The organism is Erwinia sp. TECH1 (assembly GCF_054057575.1).
This window is the reverse complement of record NZ_JBSRZK010000001.1, coordinates 1,310,005-1,328,645: the sequence shown is the minus strand read 5'-3', so window position 1 is coordinate 1,328,645 and position 18,641 is coordinate 1,310,005. Positions and strand designations below refer to the sequence as shown.

The 18,641-nt window shown below is 56.7% G+C and carries 21 protein-coding genes and 1 pseudogene; 8 read left to right on the top strand and 14 right to left on the bottom strand.

Annotated elements, in window-relative coordinates; all coding sequences use genetic code 11:
* The first annotated feature begins 16 nt into the window (after positions 1-16).
* Both dxs and ACVWZ0_RS06135 read left to right on the top strand, forming a co-directional pair.
* Positions 17-1,882 carry a 1-deoxy-D-xylulose-5-phosphate synthase gene (gene dxs / locus ACVWZ0_RS06140; RefSeq protein WP_253455070.1) on the top strand — a complete coding sequence of 622 codons (1,866 nt, stop codon included), beginning with the start codon at positions 17-19 and terminating at the stop codon, positions 1,880-1,882.
* An 83-nt stretch (positions 1,883-1,965) separates the two neighbouring features.
* On the top strand, positions 1,966-2,940 hold the full coding sequence (locus ACVWZ0_RS06135) for an aldo/keto reductase (protein WP_253455071.1): 975 nt from the start codon (positions 1,966-1,968) through the stop codon (positions 2,938-2,940).
* 327 nt (positions 2,941-3,267) lie between these two features.
* Here ACVWZ0_RS06135 and pgpA read toward each other — a convergent pair whose 3' ends face one another.
* The 6 genes and pseudogenes from pgpA to nrdR form a co-directional block, all read right to left on the bottom strand.
* Positions 3,268-3,768, bottom strand: a complete 501-nt coding sequence (gene pgpA, locus ACVWZ0_RS06130) for a phosphatidylglycerophosphatase A (protein ID WP_253455072.1) — start codon at positions 3,766-3,768, stop codon at positions 3,268-3,270.
* A pseudogene (thiL, locus tag ACVWZ0_RS06125) lies at positions 3,752-4,724 on the bottom strand (thiamine-phosphate kinase). Before thiL ends, pgpA begins: the two are co-directional and overlap by 17 nt.
* 54 nt (positions 4,725-4,778) lie before the next feature.
* Positions 4,779-5,198: a transcription antitermination factor NusB gene (nusB, locus tag ACVWZ0_RS06120; protein WP_125288408.1), complete on the bottom strand. Its 420-nt coding sequence runs from the start codon at positions 5,196-5,198 to the stop codon at positions 4,779-4,781.
* Positions 5,199-5,214: 16 nt separating this feature from the next.
* Complete coding sequence (gene ribH / locus ACVWZ0_RS06115; RefSeq protein ID WP_125288407.1) at positions 5,215-5,685, bottom strand: 6,7-dimethyl-8-ribityllumazine synthase; 471 nt, start codon at positions 5,683-5,685, stop codon at positions 5,215-5,217.
* 89 nt (positions 5,686-5,774) lie between these two features.
* Positions 5,775-6,875: a bifunctional diaminohydroxyphosphoribosylaminopyrimidine deaminase/5-amino-6-(5-phosphoribosylamino)uracil reductase RibD gene (gene ribD, locus ACVWZ0_RS06110; RefSeq protein ID WP_253455074.1), complete on the bottom strand. Its 1,101-nt coding sequence runs from the start codon at positions 6,873-6,875 to the stop codon at positions 5,775-5,777.
* 3 nt (positions 6,876-6,878) lie between these two features.
* A complete protein-coding gene (gene nrdR / locus ACVWZ0_RS06105) occupies positions 6,879-7,328 on the bottom strand; it encodes a transcriptional regulator NrdR (protein WP_125288405.1) in 450 nt (149 codons plus the stop codon).
* 193 nt (positions 7,329-7,521) lie between these two features.
* On the opposite strand from nrdR, the gene lysM reads away from it, so the two are divergent.
* Both lysM and ACVWZ0_RS06095 read left to right on the top strand, forming a co-directional pair.
* Positions 7,522-7,962, top strand: coding sequence for a peptidoglycan-binding protein LysM (gene lysM, locus ACVWZ0_RS06100; protein WP_125288404.1), 441 nt, complete (start codon positions 7,522-7,524; stop codon positions 7,960-7,962).
* Positions 7,963-7,968: 6 nt separating this feature from the next.
* Positions 7,969-8,517 carry a SadB/YajI family lipoprotein gene (locus tag ACVWZ0_RS06095; RefSeq protein ID WP_253455076.1) on the top strand — a complete coding sequence of 183 codons (549 nt, stop codon included), beginning with the start codon at positions 7,969-7,971 and terminating at the stop codon, positions 8,515-8,517.
* A gap of 45 nt (positions 8,518-8,562) precedes the next feature.
* Here the strand turns inward: ACVWZ0_RS06095 and secF are convergent, their stop codons facing one another.
* The 5 genes from secF to queA all read right to left on the bottom strand — a co-directional run bounded on the left by secF (position 8,563) and on the right by queA (position 14,063).
* Positions 8,563-9,531 (bottom strand): protein translocase subunit SecF, encoded by a 969-nt coding sequence (gene secF, locus ACVWZ0_RS06090; RefSeq protein WP_253455077.1) that lies wholly within the window; start codon positions 9,529-9,531, stop codon positions 8,563-8,565.
* 10 nt (positions 9,532-9,541) lie between these two features.
* Entirely contained in the window at positions 9,542-11,389 is a 1,848-nt protein-coding gene (gene secD, locus ACVWZ0_RS06085; protein ID WP_125288401.1) for a protein translocase subunit SecD, read from the bottom strand.
* A 27-nt stretch (positions 11,390-11,416) separates the two neighbouring features.
* Positions 11,417-11,749, bottom strand: a complete 333-nt coding sequence (gene yajC, locus ACVWZ0_RS06080; RefSeq protein WP_125288400.1) for a preprotein translocase subunit YajC — start codon at positions 11,747-11,749, stop codon at positions 11,417-11,419.
* Positions 11,750-11,773: 24 nt separating this feature from the next.
* Entirely contained in the window at positions 11,774-12,898 is a 1,125-nt protein-coding gene (tgt, locus tag ACVWZ0_RS06075; RefSeq protein ID WP_125288399.1) for a tRNA guanosine(34) transglycosylase Tgt, read from the bottom strand.
* Positions 12,899-12,992: 94 nt separating this feature from the next.
* Positions 12,993-14,063, bottom strand: a complete 1,071-nt coding sequence (queA, locus tag ACVWZ0_RS06070) for a tRNA preQ1(34) S-adenosylmethionine ribosyltransferase-isomerase QueA (protein WP_253461087.1) — start codon at positions 14,061-14,063, stop codon at positions 12,993-12,995.
* A gap of 168 nt (positions 14,064-14,231) precedes the next feature.
* Here queA and ACVWZ0_RS06065 point away from each other — a divergent pair, with 168 nt between their 5' ends.
* From ACVWZ0_RS06065 to ACVWZ0_RS06055, 3 genes are all read left to right on the top strand, one after another.
* Positions 14,232-14,813, top strand: a complete 582-nt coding sequence (locus tag ACVWZ0_RS06065) for an ACP phosphodiesterase (RefSeq protein ID WP_253455079.1) — start codon at positions 14,232-14,234, stop codon at positions 14,811-14,813.
* Positions 14,814-14,990: 177 nt separating this feature from the next.
* Complete coding sequence (locus ACVWZ0_RS06060; protein WP_125288397.1) at positions 14,991-15,593, top strand: peroxiredoxin C; 603 nt, start codon at positions 14,991-14,993, stop codon at positions 15,591-15,593.
* Positions 15,594-15,758: 165 nt separating this feature from the next.
* Positions 15,759-15,962 (top strand): hypothetical protein, encoded by a 204-nt coding sequence (locus tag ACVWZ0_RS06055; RefSeq protein WP_456783779.1) that lies wholly within the window; start codon positions 15,759-15,761, stop codon positions 15,960-15,962.
* A 105-nt stretch (positions 15,963-16,067) separates the two neighbouring features.
* On the opposite strand, the gene ACVWZ0_RS06050 is transcribed toward ACVWZ0_RS06055, so the two are convergent.
* The 3 genes from ACVWZ0_RS06050 to ycgZ form a co-directional block, all read right to left on the bottom strand.
* Positions 16,068-16,316, bottom strand: a complete 249-nt coding sequence (locus ACVWZ0_RS06050) for a biofilm/acid-resistance regulator YmgB/AriR (protein ID WP_125288395.1) — start codon at positions 16,314-16,316, stop codon at positions 16,068-16,070.
* A gap of 45 nt (positions 16,317-16,361) precedes the next feature.
* Positions 16,362-16,655 carry a hypothetical protein gene (locus tag ACVWZ0_RS06045; RefSeq protein WP_253455080.1) on the bottom strand — a complete coding sequence of 98 codons (294 nt, stop codon included), beginning with the start codon at positions 16,653-16,655 and terminating at the stop codon, positions 16,362-16,364.
* A gap of 173 nt (positions 16,656-16,828) precedes the next feature.
* On the bottom strand, positions 16,829-17,074 hold the full coding sequence (gene ycgZ, locus ACVWZ0_RS06040) for a regulatory protein YcgZ (RefSeq protein WP_253455081.1): 246 nt from the start codon (positions 17,072-17,074) through the stop codon (positions 16,829-16,831).
* 268 nt (positions 17,075-17,342) lie between these two features.
* On the opposite strand from ycgZ, the gene ACVWZ0_RS06035 reads away from it, so the two are divergent.
* Entirely contained in the window at positions 17,343-18,623 is a 1,281-nt protein-coding gene (locus ACVWZ0_RS06035; RefSeq protein ID WP_253455083.1) for a histidine-type phosphatase, read from the top strand.
* Positions 18,624-18,641: the final 18 nt, after the last annotated feature.

The following is an 18,641-nucleotide window of genomic DNA, read 5'->3' as shown; positions in this document are numbered from 1 at the left end:
TCACAATGAGTCTCTGATGAGTTTTGATACTGCAAAATATCCAACGCTGGCGCAGGCCGCTTCGGTACAAGAACTACGTTCGCTTCCTAAAGAGAGCCTGCCAAAACTCTGTGATGAGCTACGACAGTATTTACTCGACAGCGTCAGCCGCTCCAGCGGCCACTTTGCCTCCGGACTGGGCGTGGTAGAGCTGACCGTTGCCCTGCACTATGTCTATAACACGCCTTTTGATCATTTGATTTGGGACGTGGGTCACCAGGCCTATCCGCATAAAATTCTGACCGGCCGCCGCGATCGTATTGGCACTATCCGTCAGAAAAACGGCCTGCATCCGTTCCCATGGCGCGACGAAAGCGAATATGACGTGCTGAACGTCGGCCACTCCAGTACCTCGATCAGCGCCGGACTGGGCATGGCCGTCGCCGCAGAGAAAGAAGGCAAAGGCCGCCGCACCGCCTGCGTGATCGGCGACGGCGCCATCACGGCGGGCATGGCGTTCGAGGCGATGAACCACGCGGGCGATATCAAATCCGATCTGCTGGTCGTGCTGAACGACAACGAGATGTCGATTTCGGAAAACGTCGGCGCGCTGAACAACCGCCTGGCGCAAATCCTTTCCGGTAAAACCTACTCGAAGCTGCGCGAAGGCGGCAAAAAAGTGCTGACCGGCCTGCCGCCGATCAAAGAGCTGGTCAGACGCACCGAAGAGCATCTGAAAGGTATGGTGGTGCCCGGCACGCTGTTTGAAGAGCTGGGCTTTAACTATATTGGCCCGGTCGACGGCCACGACGTGCTGACGCTGGTGCAGACGCTGAAAAACATGCGCGATCTGAAAGGCCCGCAGTTCCTGCATATCATGACCAAAAAAGGCAAAGGCTACGCCCCGGCGGAGAAAGATCCGATCAGCTGGCACGCCGTACCGAAATTCGATCCGGCCAGCGGCCTGCTGCCGAAAGCGATCGAAGGTCTGCCGAGCTACTCGAAGATTTTCGGCCAGTGGCTGAGCGAAACCGCCGCCGATGACAACAAGCTGATGGCCGTTACGCCTGCCATGCGTGAAGGCTCCGGCATGGTCAGCTTTTCGCGCGACTATCCGGCGCAATATTTTGACGTGGCGATTGCCGAACAGCACGCCGTCACCTTTGCCGCCGGACTGGCGATTGGCGGCTATAAGCCCGTGGTCGCCATTTACTCGACGTTTTTGCAGCGCGCCTACGATCAGCTGATCCACGACGTAGCGATCCAGAAGCTGCCGGTGCTGTTTGCTATCGATCGCGGCGGCATCGTTGGCGCGGACGGTCAGACGCACCAGGGCGCTTTTGATATCTCGTTCCTGCGCTGCATTCCGAATATGGTGATCATGACGCCAAGCGACGAGAACGAATGCCGTCAGATGCTCTATACCGGCTATCACTATAGCGCTGGCCCAAGCGCGGTACGCTATCCTCGCGGCACCGGAACCGGCGCGGAGCTGCAGCCGTTGCAGTCGCTGCCGCTGGGCAAAGGCGTGGTGAAACGCGAAGGCGAGAAGCTGGCAATCCTGAACTTCGGCACGCTGCTGCCGGAAGCCGCCGCCGTCGCGGAATCGCTGAACGCCACGCTGGTGGATATGCGCTTTGTGAAACCGCTGGACGAGGCGCTGATCGTTGAGCTGGCCGCCAGCCACGAGGCGCTGATCACGCTGGAAGAAGGCGCGATTAAAGGCGGCGCGGGCAGCGGCGTGATTGAAGCGCTGATGGCGAAACGCGTGCTGGTGCCGGTGCTGAATATCGGCCTGCCGGATGAGTTTATTCCGCAGGGCACCCAGGAAGAGATCCGCCACGATTATCAGCTGGACGCCGAAGGCATCGAACAGCAGATTAAGCGCTGGCTGGCGCTGTAATACCGCACGAGGCTCCCCTTCCGGGGAGCCTGTACCTGCTATGCTTAGGCCTTTGCGCCTTTTTAACATCAGCAGGAGCACGCATGAAAACCCTTCCGTTAGGCAATACCGATCTCACCGTTTCCCGTTTGTGCCTGGGCTGTATGACCTATGGCGAACCCCAACGCGGCCGCCACGCCTGGACACTGCCTGAAGAGAGCAGCCGTCCGCTGATCAAACAGGCGCTGGACGCGGGCATTAACTTCTTCGATACCGCCAACAGCTATTCCGACGGCAGCAGTGAAGAAATCGTGGGACGTGCATTGAAAGACTACGCGCGCCGCGAAGATATCGTGCTGGCGACCAAAGTTTACTTTCCGATGAGTAATCTTGCCGGCGGCCTTTCACGCGCCAGCATTATGCAGTCCATTGATGACAGTCTGACGCGCCTGGGCACCGACTACGTGGATTTATTGCAGATCCACCGCTGGGATTACAACACGCCGCTGGAAGAGACGCTGGAGGCGCTGCACGACGTGGTGAAGGCCGGGAAAGCGCGCTATATCGGCGCGTCTTCTATGTATGCCTGGCAGTTCGCCAAGGCGCTCTACACGGCGGATCGTCACGGCTGGACAAGGTTTGTCAGCATGCAGGATCAGTACAATCTGATCCAACGTGAGGAGGAGCGCGAAATGCACCCGCTCTGCCAGGCAGAAAATATCGCCGTGCTGCCGTGGAGCCCGCTGGCGCGCGGTCGCCTGACCCGTCCGTGGGGTGAAACCACCGCGCGCACCGCTTCCGACGAATACGGCAGCACGCTGTATGCCAGAAGCGAAGAGAACGACGGCGCGATTGCGCAGCGCGTGGCGGCTATTGCCGAAGCTCGCGGTGTGAGCCGTGCGCAGATAGCGCTGGCATGGCTGTTGGCAAAACCGGTGGTCACGTCGCCGATTATCGGCGCTTCACGCGCAGAGCAGCTGGCCGATCTGGTAAAAGCAGTGGATATTGAGCTGACGCAGGAAGAGATCGCGGAACTGGAAAGCGTTTATCAGCCGCATCACGTGGTGGGATTTGAATAAGCCGCGCCGCTGTTGCGCCAGGACTAAAGCATAAAGCAAAGAGGCCAGCTATGCTGGCCTCAGACTGCTACAAACCTAAATAGCGGATGCATCCTGGTGTTTCTTACAGCAATCCAGCTGTTTCACGGCGGCAGAGGCTGAGCGGATAAGCGGACCGTTTTGGCGCATGGACGCGCCAAACGAGCCTACAGGGACGTATCTACGGCGTGTCCGTGTTCCGATCTGCCTCTGCAGCTTTTCACCAATCTGCAAGCGACCTGTTAGTTAAGGATGAGTTTGTTAACAACCTCAGGCCAGCTATGCTGGCCTCTCTTTTTACACGGCTCGCTACAGCGCCAGATGGTGCCCGGCATAATAGAGAATACCGGCGGAAATAATGCCGGCGACAATATCATCTATCATAATGCCCATGCCGCCGTGGACGTTGCGGTCAAACCAGCGGATCGGCCACGGCTTCCACATATCCAGGATGCGGAAAATCACGAATCCGGCCAGCACCCACTGCCAGCTGTTCACCGGGATCGCCATCAGCGTGATCCACATACCGATAAACTCGTCCCAGACGATGCTGCCGTGGTCGTGCAGGCCCATATCTTTCGCGGTGCGATGGCAGAGATAAACGCCGATGCAGATGCCGAACATCACCAGCAGAGAGTAGATATCCGGCGGCAGAAACGACATCAGATACCAGAAAGGAATAGCCGCCAGCGATCCCATGGTGCCGGGCACCACCGGACTTAATCCGCTGCCAAAACCGGTTGCCAGCAGGTGCCAGGGATTGCTCATCTTCAGGCGTTTTTTCGCCTCGTGCTTATCCAAAGTGATCAAATCCTTTCATTTTGCGCTCGACGGGCCGGTTGTTTTCCAGCAGTACCAGCCCTTCTGACTGCGGCGCCAGCTGGCCTACACAGGTAAAAGGCACGCCATAATGCCCCAGCGCCACGTCCAGCGCGCCGCGATTGATTTCCGGGACGGTAAAGCAGAGTTCGTAGTCTTCACCGCCGCTCAGCGCCCAGCTGATTGCCTGCTCCGGGTCAAAATGGCTTTTCATCACCCCAGAAAGCGGCAGCGCATCCAGATGCAGACGAGCGCCGCAGCCGCTGGCTTTCAGGATATGCCCCAAATCGGAGATCAGCCCGTCGGAGATATCGATAGCGGCGCTGGCCAGGTCGCGCAGCGCCTGCCCTTGCAGAATGCGCGGCATCGGGCGCAAGTGGCGTTTTGATTAAGGCTTCATGCGCGGCGGGATCGTTAATTTTGATATGGTGCTGCAACAGCGCCAGGCCTGCCGCGCTGTCGCCCAGCGTGCCGGTAACGTAAATCCAGTCGCCGGGCTTTGCGCCAGACCGCTTCAACGCCCTGCCCTGCGGCACCAGGCCGTGAATGCTTAGCGTCATGCTCAGCGGGCCGCGCGTGGTATCGCCGCCGATCAGCTGCATATTGTAATAATCCAGCAGTTCGAACAGGCTGTCGCTGAACTCTTTCAGCCAGGCTTCGTTTACCTCGGGCAGCGTCAGCGCCAGCGTCAGCCAGGCGGGATCGGCGCCCATTGCCGCCAAATCGCTGAGATTGACCGCCAGCGCTTTATAACCGAGATCGGCGGGATGGATGTCACGCAAAAAGTGTACGCCCGCTACCAGCGTATCGGTGCTGATCGCCAGCGTCTGTTTTTCGGGCAGGTTAAGCAGGGCGCAGTCATCGCCAATGCCTTTTTCCACATCACGACGAGAGCTAGTTATGCGATCAAAATAGCGCGTGATAAGTTCAAATTCGCCACATGCCATAATGCTTTCCAGCAGAAAAAAGGAAGAAGGCCGGATAAGACCGGCCTGAGAGGATTACTTCTTGTTGGGGCGGATATGCGGAGCGGCTTTATCCAGCACGCCGTTAACGAACTTGTGGCTGTCTTCAGCGCCAAACACTTTCGCCAGCTCAATCCCCTCGTTAATAGCCACTTTGTAGGGAACGTCGGAGCGCTTGCTCAGCTCGTACAGCGAAATGCGCAGAATCGCCTTCTCCACCTGACCCAGCTCTTCCAGCTGGCGGGAAAGGTAAGGCTTCATCAGGCCGTCAAGGTACGCGCTGTTGGTCGCAACGCCGCCCAGCAGCTCGCGGAAATAGCTGATATCAACGTCTTTGACGTCTTGCTCCGCCAGAAACTGGTATTCGACATCAGAGATGTCGTTCTTTGACAACTGCCAGGAGTAAAGCGCCTGGACAGCACATTCACGGGCGCGGCGACGAGCAGCAGGTTTCACAAAATTCCCCTTAAAATCAGGCTTTGATGGCTTTCAATACGTTAATCATTTCAAGTGCGGTCAGAGCGGCTTCCGCCCCTTTGTTACCCGCTTTGGTTCCGGCGCGCTCAATGGCCTGCTCGATGTTTTCCGTCGTCAGAACACCAAAGGCAACCGGAATATCGCTGTTCATAGCGACGCTGGCCAGGCCAGAACTGGCTTCGCCAGCAACATATTCGAAGTGGGCGGTGCCACCGCGGATCACGGTGCCCAGTGCCACAACCGCGTCGTATTTGCCGGCGTTCGCCAGCGCACGCGCCGTCATTGGCATTTCATAGGCGCCCGGCACCCAGATAACGGTGATGTTTTCATCTTTTACCTGGCCGATACGCTTCAGCGCATCAAGGGCACCGCTCAGCAGGCTGTCGTTGATAAAATTGTTGAAACGCGCAATAACAATGGCCACGCGCGCGTCAGGAGTAGCAACAGCAGCTTCAATAACGTTCATAATCTTCCTTTCAGGGTTTGTTATGGCCCCGCAGGGGGGCGGATTCTATCACACTCTTTAACGCTCTGCTTCCGCTTTTCTGCAGAGCGCTATCGCGGCGTCAGCGTCAGGCGCAAATCTGGCCCAACCTGACGACTATCGCTGAATATAAACGTCGGCGCTTCAGCAAGTTGTGCTAAAGCGGGCAGATGGCACAAACCGCGTGCCGCATCGCCCAATAATTTCGGCGCAAGATAAACGATCAGCTCATCAACCACGCCCGCGCTCAGCAGCGCACCGGAAAGCGCAGCGCCTGCTTCTACCCAGACGCTGTTGATCTGGCGGCGTCCCAGCAGCATCAGCAGGGAAACCAGATCGGTTTGCCCATTGAGGCGCGGCACGCAAAATTGTTGCACGTTATCCGGCCAGCTTAGCCCGTCGGGCTGCTGACGCGCCAGCCAGGTTTCCCCCGGCTGGGAAATCAGCCGATGCTGCGGCGTAACGCGATTGTGGCTGTCGATAACCACTCTGACCGGCTGGCGTAAATCCTGCTGCGCATAGATTGCGCGCACGTCCTGGTTCAGCTCGTCCCAGCGCACGGTCAGCGAGGGATCGTCCGCCCGCACCGTCGCGCTGGTGGTCAGGATCGCGGCGCTTTGCGCCCGCAGGCGCTGCACGTCGCGTCGCGCCTCTGGCGAGGTGATCCACTGGCTTTCGCCGCTTGCCATTGCCGTACGGCCATCCAGCGACGCGCCCAGCTTCAGCTGCACCCAGGGAAAGCCGGTGCGCATCCGCTTCAGAAAGCCGCGATTCAGCGCTTCCGCTTCCTGCATCATCAGCCCGTGGCTGACCTCGATACCGGCCTGCTGCAAGCGGTAAAGGCCGCGCCCCGCCACTTCCGGGTTGGGATCCTGCATGGCGGCGACGACTCGGGCTACGCCTGCGGCAATCAACGCCTCGCAGCATGGCGGCGTGCGGCCATGGTGGCTACAGGGCTCCAGCGTGACGTAAGCCGTCGCGCCGCGCGCCTTTTCGCCAGCCATACGCAGAGCGTGAACTTCAGCATGGGGTTCGCCTGCGCGAAAATGGTAGCCTTCGCCGACAATCTCCCCGTCGCGTACAATAACGCAGCCTACGTTCGGATTGGGCGTTGTGGTAAAGCGTCCGCGCCTGGCCAGTTCAAGCGCGCGGGCCATATAGATTTCATCCATGCCTTAATCCTGTAAGCGGGCGATCTCTTCGCCGAATTCGCGGATATCTTCAAAGCTGCGGTAAACCGAGGCGAAGCGAATATAGGCCACCTTATCCAGCTTTTTCAGCTCGTCCATCACCAGATTGCCGATCATCTTGCTGGGTACTTCCCGTTCGCCGGTGGAGCGCAGCTTGCTTTTGATATGGCTGACGGCGTTTTCAACGTCGTCCGAGCTGACCGGCCGCTTCTCCAGCGCCTTCATGATGCCGCTGCACAGCTTGTCTTCATTGAAGGGCTCACGGATATCATTGCTTTTCACCACGCGCGGCATCACCAGCTCGGCCACTTCAAAAGTGGTGAAGCGTTCATGGCACACCAGGCACTGACGGCGACGGCGCACCGAGGTTCCTTCCCCCACAAGGCGGGAATCGATAACTTTGGTATCCACAGCAGAACAGAACGGGCAATGCATGATAATTCCTGGATCCTGGAAAAGTGAACACAGTGTAGCGCGAAGTGGCGAGCAACAAAATATCGGGTTGTCCTTCTTTCCCCCGCCGTATCGCTTTGTCTGGCATCTGACCAGGTATCTCCTCGTTCTTCCGCTATAATGAGAGAACGCTCAGGCGTAACTTTTTTAAAAACAAGGATTAGCCGGAGGAAATATGGGTTTATTTAACTTTGTAAAAGAAGCTGGCGAGAAGCTGTGGGATTCCGTAAGCGGCGCTGGCGAAGACCAGAGCGCGAAGCTGAAAGAATATATCCACAAGCTGGGCCTGCCGGGCAGCGACAAGGTGGACGTTAAGGTGGATGGCGATAAGGCCAGCATCAGCGGCGACAGCATTTCGCAAGAGCTGAAGGAAAAAATCCTGGTAGCGGCCGGTAACGTAGCCGGTATCACCCACGTTGAGGATAATGTGAAGGTGGCTGAAACCGCGACCGAAGCAAAATTCTATACGGTGAAGAAAGGCGACACGCTGAGCGCTATCTCGAAAGAAGTGTATGGCGATCCGAACAAGTACAATCAAATCTTTGAGGCTAACAAGCCGATGCTCTCCGATCCGAACAAGATCTATCCGGGTCAGACCTTACGCATTCCTCAGTAGGCAACTATGGCCGGATACCTGAAAAAGGCCTCGCTGCTGCCGCTGGTTGTTTTGCTGGCAAGCTGCGCCTCACCGCAGCAGCCGCAGATCAACAAGCTGCATAACCAGGTGGGCAAGCTCAACAATGAGATGCAGCAGCTTACCGAGCAGGCAACGGCGCTGACGCGGCAGAATATGCTTAACGGCAATTCTACCCAGGGCGCCTGGCTGCTGCCGGCCACCAATACGGCCGTGCCGCTGCAAAGCCAGCTGGGCGAGGTGAAGCTGTCGCTGAGCCATATAGAAAATGAAGCCAACGGCACGCGGGCGATGCTGCATATTCGCTCTGCCGGCGACAACAATCTGCCTGCGTTCAGCGCAACGGTAGAATGGGGCGAGCTGGATCCGACTACCGGCAAACCGCTACAGGTAAACAGCCAGAGCCAGACCTTCAGCGTGGCGGCCTCGTTGCTGCCTCGTAGCGAAGTCACGGTGCCGCTGCGCCTGAGCAATCTGCCGCCGGAACAGCTGGGCTATGTCCGGGTTCATGACGTTGTGGCCCAGACGAAACCATAAAAAAAGCGCCGCAGATGCGGCGCTTTTTATTTAACAGCGGAAAGCTTAAGGCAGAATCGAAGGCTGATCGGCGCCCTCTTTCTCCACTTTCTGCTGCAGCAGATGCTCGCGTTTCATCCCCAGTTTCAGCGCCAGCGCCGAAGCCACGTAGATAGATGAAATTGTCCCGATGGACACGCCGATTAGCATGGTCAGCGAGAAGCCTTCCAGCAGCGCGCCGCCAAAGATAAACAGCATCAGCACCACCACCAGCGTGGTGGCGGAGGTCATAATGGTACGGCTCAGCGTCTGCGTCAGCGAGACGTTGAAGATTTCGTAAGGCGTACCGCGACGGATCTTGCGGAAGTTCTCACGAATACGGTCCGATACCACGATGCTGTCGTTCAGCGAGTAACCGATAACCGACATCAGCGACGCAATAATGGTCAAATCAATCTCAATATGGAACAGAGAAAGAATGCCCATGGTGATAATCACGTCATGCGCCAGCGCCAGCACGGCGCCTAACGCCAGTCGCCACTCGAAGCGGAAACCGACGTAAACCAGGATGGCTATCAGCGCCACCAGCAGCGCCATGCCGCCGGTCTGCGCCAGATCGCTGCCCACGCTTGGGCCAACAAACTCAATGCGCTTCACGGTGCCGTTTTGCGCCGTCGCCTGATTGATAATGCTGACGACCTTGTTGCCCAGCTCCTGGCCCGCGTTGCCTTCGTGCGGCGACATACGCACCAGCACGTCGCGGCTGCTGCCGAAGTTCTGCACCTGCGGATCGGTAAAGCCCGCTTTCTCCAGCGCGCCGCGCAGGTTATCCAGCTCGGCCGGTTTCTCCAGGGTAATTTCAATCACCGTACCGCCGGTGAAATCCAGACCCCAGTTAAACCCTTTCAGGCCCATGATCGCAAATGAGGCGATCAGCAGCAGGCCGGAAAGAGTAAAGGCCAGCTTGTCCCAGCGCATAAAGTCATGGACTTTACGGCCGTAGTTCAGTTGTTCAACGCTATAGTCCTGTGCCACAACGCACTCCTCAAATAGACAGCTTGTTGATGCGTTTACCGCCGTACAGCAGGTTGACGATGGCGCGGGTACCGACAATAGCGGTAAACATAGAGGTCACTACACCGATAGCCGTGGTGATAGCGAAGCCTTTAATGGATCCCGTACCGACAGCATAAAGGATAATAGCCGTGATCAGCGTGGTGACGTTGGCGTCGATAATACTGGAGAACGCGCCGCTGTAGCCTTCATGGATCGCCTGCTGAACGGAGCGTCCGTTCTTCAGCTCTTCCTTGATACGTTCGTTAATCAGTACGTTAGCATCAACGGCGACCGCCAGCGTCAGCACGATACCGGCAATACCCGGCATGGTCAGCGTGGCGCCGGGCAGCAGAGACATAATCCCCACAATCAGCACCAAGTTTGCCACCAGCGCAGTGGTCGCAATCACGCCGAATTTACGGTAGTAAACCACCATAAACACGATAGAGGCGATCAGGCCCCACAGGCAGGCTTCCAGACCCTGAGTAATGTTTTGCGCGCCCATGGTTGGACCAATGGTGCGTTCTTCCACAATCTGGATTGGCGCAATCAGCGCGCCCGCACGCAGCAGCAGCGACAGCTGACGCGCTTCGTTTGGATTGCTGATGCCGGTGATGCGGAAGCTGTTGCCCAAGCGAGACTGGATATTCGCGACGTTAATCACTTCTTCCTGCTTCGCCAGGATAGCGCGACCGTTGGCGTCTTTCTTACCGCTGTCTTTGTATTCCACAAACAGCGTTGCCATCGGCTTGCCGATATTATCCTTGGTGAAGTTGGACATGATGTTGCCGCCCGCGCTGTCCAGCGAGATGTTAACCTGTGCCTGGTTGTACTCATCCATGCTCGACGTCGAGTCAGTGATGTGATCACCGGTCAGGATCACGCGCTTGTACAGCGTTACCGGCTGGCCGTCGCGGGTATTTTTCACTTCGGAATCGCCCGGTACGCGGCCGTTGGCGGCAGCGGTAGGATCGACGGAGGTGTTAACCAGACGGAATTCCAGCGTGGCGGTCGCGCCCAGGATCTCTTTAGCACGCGCGGTATCCTGAATACCCGGCAGCTCGACCACGATGCGGTCAGCGCCCTGACGCTGCACCAGCGGTTCGGCAACGCCAAGCTGGTTCACGCGATTACGCAGGATAGTAATGTTCTGCTGAACCGCATATTCGCGCGCTTCACGCAGGCGGTCATCCGACATGACCGCACGCAGCAGGTTGCTGCCGCTGGCGTTGATCACCAGATCGCGATGGCGGCCGGTCAGATAGCTGACGGCGTCGTCACGCGCCTGTGCGTCACGGAAACGAATTTCCAGACCGTAGTTATCGGTTTTACGCACGTTGGTGTAGGGAATATTTTTGTCGCGCAGATCGCTTCTGAGGTTATCGATATTCTGCTCCTGGAGCTTGCCCAGGGCGGTATCCATATCGACTTCCATCAGGAAGTGCACGCCGCCGCGCAGATCGAGACCGAGTTTCATCGGTTCTGCGGCCAGCATACTCAGCCAGCCTGGCGTGGCTGGAGCAAGGTTGAGCGCGACAACGTAGTCTTCGCCCAGCGTTTTGATGATGGCGTCACGAGCGCGCAGCTGCACGTCGCCGTTAGCGAAGCGCGCCATGATAGCGCCGTTTTCCAGCGCAATGGATTTGCTCTGGATATTCTCTTCTTTTAAAGCATTCTGGATCTGATTCAGCGTCTGTTCACTGGCGGCGCTTCCGCGCGCGCCGGTGATCTGAACAGCCGGATCCTCACCATACAGGTTGGGAAGCGCATAGAGCAGACCGACGATAAGCACGACGATCAGCATGATGTACTTCCACAAAGGATAACGGTTTAACACGGCAGTTCCCTTAGGGAAAACAAAAAATTACAGCGCCTTCATCGTACCTTTCGGCAGAACGGCAGCCACGAAATCACGTTTGACCACAACTTCCGTCGTCTCGTTCAGCGCGATAGCTACATAGCCGGTATCCGCCACTTTGGTTACGCGTCCGACCAGGCCGCCGGTGGTCAGCACTTCGTCACCCTTGCTGATGGAATCCATCAGTTTTTTATGCTCTTTGCTACGTTTCTGCTGTGGACGCAAGATCATGAAATAGAAGATCAGACCAAAAACCACCAGCATGATGACCAGCGAATACGGGCTTCCCTGTGCTGGCGCACCCGCAGCAGCCACTGCATCAGAAATGAACAAGCTCATTAATTTTCCCTCATTGATTAATTATCAGACGTTTAACGGCGGAACCGCTTTGCCCGTCCGCGCATAAAATTCGGTAACAAAGTGCTCTAATTTACCCTCTTCAATAGCCTTGCGTAAACCAGCCATCAGGCGCTGGTAGTAGCGCAGGTTATGAATAGTGTTAAGACGCGCACCCAGTATTTCGTTGCAACGATCCAGATGATACAAATAGGCGCGGCTATAGTTGCGACAGGTGTAGCAATCACACTCCGCATCCAGCGGCGCCGTATCATCTTTATATTTCGCGTTACGGATTTTCACCACGCCGTCAGTCACGAACAGGTGGCCGTTACGGGCATTGCGGGTAGGCATCACGCAGTCAAACATATCGATACCGCGACGTACGCCTTCAACCAGATCTTCCGGTTTGCCGACGCCCATCAGATAGCGCGGTTTGTCCTCAGGGATCTGCGGACAGACGTGCTCCAGAATACGGTGCATGTCCTCTTTCGGCTCGCCGACCGCCAGGCCGCCCACAGCGTAACCATCAAAGCCGATCTCTACCAGTCCTTTTACGGAGACATCTCGTAAATCTTCGTAAACGCCGCCCTGAATAATCCCGAACAGCGCGTTTTTATTTTCAAGCGAATCAAAGCGGTCGCGGCTGCGCTGCGCCCAACGCAGCGACATCTCCATCGAGCGTTTGGCGTAATCCCAGTCGGCAGGATAAGGCGTGCATTCGTCGAAAATCATCACGATATCGGAACCGAGATCGTACTGGATCTCCATCGATTTTTCAGGATCGAGGAAGATCTTGTCGCCGTTAATCGGGTTGCGGAAATGCACGCCCGCTTCGGTGATTTTGCGAATGTCGCCCAGGCTGAACACCTGGAAACCGCCGGAGTCGGTCAGGATTGGCCCTTTCCACTGCATAAAGTCGTGCAGATCGCCATGCAGCTTCATGATCTCCTGGCCGGGACGCAGCCACAGATGGAAAGTGTTGCCGAGAATAATCTGCGCGCCGGTATCCTGCACTTCTTCCGGCGTCATGCCTTTTACGGTGCCGTAGGTGCCCACAGGCATAAAGGCCGGGGTTTCCACCACGCCGCGATCGAAAACCAGACGGCCACGGCGCGCGCGCCCATCAGTAGTATCTAATTCAAACTTCACGTTGCCTCCATCAGAGAAACAGTCTGATGCTTAAGAGTTGACCTGCGCCCCGGTCGGGCGCAGGCGTCGCAACCGGACAAAGCCGGTTATGGCATTATTTACCGACCTGCTCGTTTATCGCCTGCGGATTGCGGGTGATAAACATCGCGTCGCCATAGCTGAAGAAGCGATACTTCTCCGCTACCGCCTGCTCGTAAGCGTGCATGGTGTGACGGTAGCCCGCGAAAGCGGAAACCAGCATAATCAGCGTCGATTCCGGCAGATGGAAATTGGTGACCAGCGCATCAATAACCTGATACTCATAGCCGGGATAAATAAAAATTTTGGTGTCGTCGAAGAACGGCGCAATCAACGCGTCTTTGGCCGCCGCCGCTGCGCTCTCCAGCGAGCGCACGGAAGTTGTGCCTACGGCGACGACACGGTTGCCGCGCGCTTTGCACGCCAGCACCGCATCCACCACTTCCTGCGGAACCTCAGCATACTCGGCGTGCATAATATGATCTTCAATGCTGTCCACGCGTACCGGCTGGAACGTGCCCGCGCCGACGTGCAGCGTAACGAAAGCGGTTTCAATCCCTTTCGCCCGCAGCGCTTCCAGCATAGGTTCGTCAAAATGCAGGCCAGCAGTAGGCGCAGCCACCGCGCCGGGACGTTCGCTGTAAACAGTCTGGTAAAGCTCGCGATCCGCGTCTTCGTCAGGACGATCGATATAAGGCGGCAGCGGCATATGGCCGACGGCGTCCAGAATATCCAGCACGGCGCGCTCGTCGTCGAAATGCAGCTCAAAGAGCGCGTCGTGACGGGCAACCATCGTCGCTTTGACGCTTTCGTCGTCGCCAAGCAGCAGCCCGGCGCCCGCTTTCGGCGCTTTAGAGGCGCGAATATGGGCCAGCACGCGATGCTCGTCCAGCATCCGTTCAACCAGCACTTCGATTTTGCCGCCGCTGGCTTTACGTCCGAAAATACGCGCCGGGATCACGCGCGTATTGTTAAAAACCAGCAGGTCGCCCGGATTGAGCAAATCCAGTAAATCGGTGAACACCCCGTGGGTCAGCGCGCCGTCCGGGCCGTTAAGGCACAGCAGACGGCATCCGCTGCGCTGGGCCTGCGGATAGTGGGCAATCAAAGATTCGGGCAACTCAAAAGAAAAATCGGCAACGCGCATGGTCATTCACAGTCAGGGAAATCAGGGCGCACATTCTAGCTGAAAACCCGCCAATTCTGAACCATTCGCCGCATCTATCGGTTAAACCGTCCGCCAACGGGCGTCGATGCGCTCTGCACGCCCCTATCAACGGTATCCCGACACGTCAGAAGCCGATATACTGCCGCGATGAACTTTCTCGCTCACCTTCATCTGGCGCGGCTGGCCAACAGCTCCCTGCTCGGCAACCTGATGGCTGACTTCGTGCGCGGCAATCCGCGTGACGTCTGGCCTGATAACGTTGCCGCCGGCATTTTGCTGCACCGACGCGTTGACGTCATGACCGACGCCCTGCCGGAAGTCCGGGTCGCACGCGGTTTTTTCCGCCCCCAAACCTATCGCGTATCGCCTATCGCGCTGGACGTCATCTGGGATCACTTTTTATCCCGTCATTGGGATGAGATCGTGCCGGAAACGGCCTTACCGGATTTTTTACGTCAGGCGCGGGCGGAGATCGGCCCGCACCTTGCCACCACGCCGGAGCGTTTCCAGCATCTGAATCGCTATCTGTGGACGGATCGCTGGATGGAAAAGTATGCGGAAGCGCCCTATTTGCAAAACGTGCTGACCGGGATGGCCAGCCGCCGTCCTCGCCTGGCCGCGCTGGCAGATTGCTATCAGGATTTTGTTGATAATTATCAACAGCTCGACGCTGTTTTCCGGCAGTTTTATCCGCAGATGATGGCAAAAGCCCGCCAGCAGTCACTGTAGCCACGATTGCCGCTTGCCCTTTTGCTGAAAAAGGTTATTGTTGGCGAACACATTGAATAAAAAAGCTTTTTGATAGGTAAAGCCTATCAGAGAAATCGGCGGTTATCGCTGGTTTACAACGCTATCCCGCCCCATACTGGCGGCCGTTTCCCTTAATTTATCCTTACAGGAGTGACTATGGTTCTCGTAACTCGTCAGGCCCCTGATTTCACCGCCGCAGCCGTGCTGGGCAACGGTGAAATCGTAGAAAACTTTAACTTTAAAAAACACACCGCTGGTAAAGCCACCGTTGTGTTCTTTTGGCCAATGGACTTCACTTTTGTTTGCCCTTCTGAGCTGATCGCTTTCGACAAGCGTTATGAAGAATTCCAGAAGCGCGGCGTGGAAGTGGTCGGCGTCTCTTTCGACTCCGAGTTCGTTCACAACGCATGGCGTAAGACCCCAATCGATAAAGGCGGCATCGGCGAAGTAAAATACGCGATGGTTGCGGATATCAAACGTGAAATCCAGAAAGCCTACGGCATCGAGCATCCGGATGCAGGCGTTGCGCTGCGCGGCTCTTTCCTGATCGACAAAGCCGGTGTGGTTCGCCACCAGGTTGTTAACGATCTGCCGCTGGGCCGTAACGTTGATGAAATGCTGCGTATGGTTGACGCGCTGCAGTTCCACGAAGAGCACGGCGAAGTGTGCCCGGCTCAGTGGGAAAAAGGCAAAGAAGGCATGGGCGCTTCTCCGGACGGCGTAGCGAAATACCTGTCTGAGAACGCTGGCAAGCTGTAATATCTTTTTGCAGACTGCTGAATAGAGCTCGCTTCGGCGAGCTTTTTTTATGCGGGCAATTCAGGCGGCTTAAGCTTTTGATGCGGGCGCACCAGGTTAAATATACAGCACGCCGCGGCGGGCTGTGATAGTCTGTTTACCAGTACAGTTCAAAGAGGGAAGAGAGTGCCCAAAAAAGAGCAGGCGTATTCTTCAGAAATCTGTGCCCTCATCGGCAGAGCCGTAGCAGAGCTGCTGGAAAGCGGCGAACCGGTAGGACGACATAACATCCTGATTAGACTTCAGATCCACAGCGCACAAGCTACAGACGAAAACATGAAGGCCGCTATTCAACGCGCTTTCCGATCGATACTCGACCGCTTCCATTAACCCCTATAGTCCCTGCACAACCCCTTTTTTCAACTGTCCCAGGCAGCAGGCTTCGGCTATGGCTTTTTGCCGATCTGCATAAGCCGCCTGGGATGTGGGTGAAGGTTATGCGTCGTCAGGCGTGCGGGCCACCACCACTTCCAGCGCCTGGCGGAAGATATCCAGCTGGACGACATCAGAGGTGTTTTCCAGCTTTTCAATCAGCTTCAGGATAATCGCTTTGTTCGTTACGTAGCCACCGGCTGCCGCAATTTCTCTGATCACGGCGCCGATAACTTTGGTTTCCTGAGCCAGTAAATCACCTTCTCCCTGAAAATGTTCAAGGATGCCCGGCTCTGAAGAGTGCTGCTGCATAGTATTCGCCTTTATAAAGGGCGGGATATCCCCACCTGAATTGACTCAATGTTTTTTGGTGCCGTCCGGCGGGCCTTCGCTGGTAAAAAGGTGCGTCACGTTATCCACGTCTCGAATTTCGTGCGTATAGCGATTGTTACCAGTCTTTATATTATTTCTGACATCGATAATAGCCTGTTTGCAGGCACGGTGCCTGGCAGCGCTTTTTTCCACGGCGGCCATCGCCTGCAGCTGACGGATCAGCGCGGCGTTATTGATGGTAGCATCGGTTTTTAACAGCACCAGTACGGCCTCACCCAGCACTATATCAATCAGTTTTTCATCGTCATTTCTGTACATACCAGCTTCTCTGTATCAGTGATGTGGGCACATAAATAGCCACAGTTCCCGGAAGTAACCCTGGGAGGCAGCAGGTTTGCCAACCACCGCCGATCAAAGGGCCAGGCGGGAAAGCAGGCCGGGCCGAGCAGAAAAGTTAGGACGTCTGGTAATCATCATCCAGGCTTTGAAACTCAGTCCTCACGGCCAAACAACATGCCTATCAGCTCGTGATAATGCTTTTCCTGTTCCGCATCGGAGGCCAGTTCAAGCCGCCTCAGCAGTTTAGAACAGATCGCCTTGCGGTTAATATTTTTACCCGAACGCAGAATCTCCACCACGATCTGCCCCAACGTTTCCTGTTGAGAGGGCATCATCGCTTCACTGAAGTAGCGACTGATATCACCTTCAGTTTTCGGGTTAAATCCATCCTGACGCATACAGCCCCCTTCAGTTGGTAGGTTAAAACGTGTTTAAATAATTCTGCGCTTAAGTTAACCAGTTTCGGCAAATGTGTACAGCTATTTTGAAGTTGTACAAGCCGATTTCTTGTAGCAAAAAGTGCGGCCCGCAGTGTAATACTCTGTCAGCCTGTTTTTTGAGAGGGATATTCAGGTGTTATAGCAGGTGAAGCTGCGTTTTTCGCTCCCTACAGATTGAATAGTCACCAGGATGCTTTTGGCAGCACGAATCTTTAAGGATGTATGGATGTACAAGTTTTTCTCCGCGGCCGTGCTTTTTGCTGGCCTCACGGCTTTTTTTAGCCAGCCCGTACAGGCGGACTACGTGCTGGAAAAGGTAGTGGAAGTCAGCCGACATGGCGTTCGCCCGCCTTCGCCGGATAACCGACGAGCTATTGAAAACGGTTCGGCCCGGCGCTGGCCCGACTGGCTGACCGCAGACGGTAACCTGACCGGTCACGGCTATACGGCAGCCTGGCTGAAAGGACGTTACGAGAGCAGTTACTATCGTGAAGCGGGCCTGCTGGGCGAAGGCTGCCCGAAGGAACGGGATTTTCACCTGATAGCCAGTCCGATGCAGCGTACCCGGGCCACAGCGCAGGTGTTAGCCGAGGCGGCTTTTCCGGGCTGCGACATTGCGGCACATGTCATGGCGGCCTCGCTGTTTCAGCTTCCCAACGAGAAAGTCAGCCAGGAGCAGGCCGCGACGCATCGTCAGGAAGCGCTACGCGCGATGGGCGGCAGCCTGGCAGACGCGCAGCGGCGGCTGCAACCGCAAATCGACGCGTTAAAAAAAGCCGTCTGTCAGCCCGCCCGGCCCTGCCCTGTTTTCAGCCAGCCCTGGCAGCTTGCCACCTGGTCGAACGGCACGGTCGGCATTCAGGGACTGGATACGCTGGCTGCAATGGCGGAAACGCTGCGGCTGGAATGGAGCGAAAACAAGCCACTTAGCGAAGTGGCCTTTGGCAAGGTTAATAATCAGGCGGAACTGGCCGCGCTGCTGCCGCTGCTGAGCGCTAAATATGATTACACCAACGATTTGCCCACGCTGGCCAGCCGCGGCGCTTCAGGGCTGATGAGCCAGATTGCCAGCGCGCTGCGCGCAGGCGCGACCGGAGAAAGAGCAACCGACGCGCCGCCGGACGTGCGCTGGCTGCTCTATGTCGCTCATGATATCAATATCGCCTGGCTGCGTACCCTGTTGGATTTCCGCTGGCAGCAGGCCGATTATCCGCACGGCAATATTCCGCCCGGCGGCAGTCTGGTATTCGAACGGTGGCGATACAAGGGCGAGCGTTTTATCCGCATCTATTTTCAGGCGCAAAGCCTTGCCCAGCTGCGCGAGCTTACGCCACTCGATAAGCAGCACCCTCCGCTGCTGACCGAGCTGACGTTTCCGGGATGCAGGCAAATGGCCCCAGGCACGCTGTGTCCCTGGCAGGCCGCTATGCAGCGGATTGAACGGCATATTGACCGCGCATTAACGACGTCTGCCGCTATCAGCCAAAGGCGCGTTCTCCAAAACTAATCGACGCCACTGAGACGG

Excerpts from the sequence above, each read along its gene's own strand:
- dxs (WP_253455070.1), top strand. The coding sequence starts at position 17 with ATGAGTTTTGATACTGCAAAATATCCAACGCTGGCGCAGGCCGCTTCG.
- ACVWZ0_RS06135 (WP_253455071.1), top strand. The coding sequence starts at position 1,966 with ATGAAAACCCTTCCGTTAGGCAATACCGATCTCACCGTTTCCCGTTTG.
- ribH (WP_125288407.1), bottom strand. The coding sequence starts at position 5,685 with ATGAACGTTATTGAAGCTGCTGTTGCTACTCCTGACGCGCGCGTGGCC.
- ribD (WP_253455074.1), bottom strand. The coding sequence starts at position 6,875 with ATGGATGAAATCTATATGGCCCGCGCGCTTGAACTGGCCAGGCGCGGA.
- nrdR (WP_125288405.1), bottom strand. The coding sequence starts at position 7,328 with ATGCATTGCCCGTTCTGTTCTGCTGTGGATACCAAAGTTATCGATTCC.
- lysM (WP_125288404.1), top strand. The coding sequence starts at position 7,522 with ATGGGTTTATTTAACTTTGTAAAAGAAGCTGGCGAGAAGCTGTGGGAT.
- ACVWZ0_RS06095 (WP_253455076.1), top strand. The coding sequence starts at position 7,969 with ATGGCCGGATACCTGAAAAAGGCCTCGCTGCTGCCGCTGGTTGTTTTG.
- yajC (WP_125288400.1), bottom strand. The coding sequence starts at position 11,749 with ATGAGCTTGTTCATTTCTGATGCAGTGGCTGCTGCGGGTGCGCCAGCA.
- queA (WP_253461087.1), bottom strand. The coding sequence starts at position 14,063 with ATGCGCGTTGCCGATTTTTCTTTTGAGTTGCCCGAATCTTTGATTGCC.
- ACVWZ0_RS06065 (WP_253455079.1), top strand. The coding sequence starts at position 14,232 with ATGAACTTTCTCGCTCACCTTCATCTGGCGCGGCTGGCCAACAGCTCC.
- ACVWZ0_RS06060 (WP_125288397.1), top strand. The coding sequence starts at position 14,991 with ATGGTTCTCGTAACTCGTCAGGCCCCTGATTTCACCGCCGCAGCCGTG.
- ACVWZ0_RS06050 (WP_125288395.1), bottom strand. The coding sequence starts at position 16,316 with ATGCAGCAGCACTCTTCAGAGCCGGGCATCCTTGAACATTTTCAGGGA.
- ACVWZ0_RS06045 (WP_253455080.1), bottom strand. The coding sequence starts at position 16,655 with ATGTACAGAAATGACGATGAAAAACTGATTGATATAGTGCTGGGTGAG.
- ycgZ (WP_253455081.1), bottom strand. The coding sequence starts at position 17,074 with ATGCGTCAGGATGGATTTAACCCGAAAACTGAAGGTGATATCAGTCGC.
- ACVWZ0_RS06035 (WP_253455083.1), top strand. The coding sequence starts at position 17,343 with ATGTACAAGTTTTTCTCCGCGGCCGTGCTTTTTGCTGGCCTCACGGCT.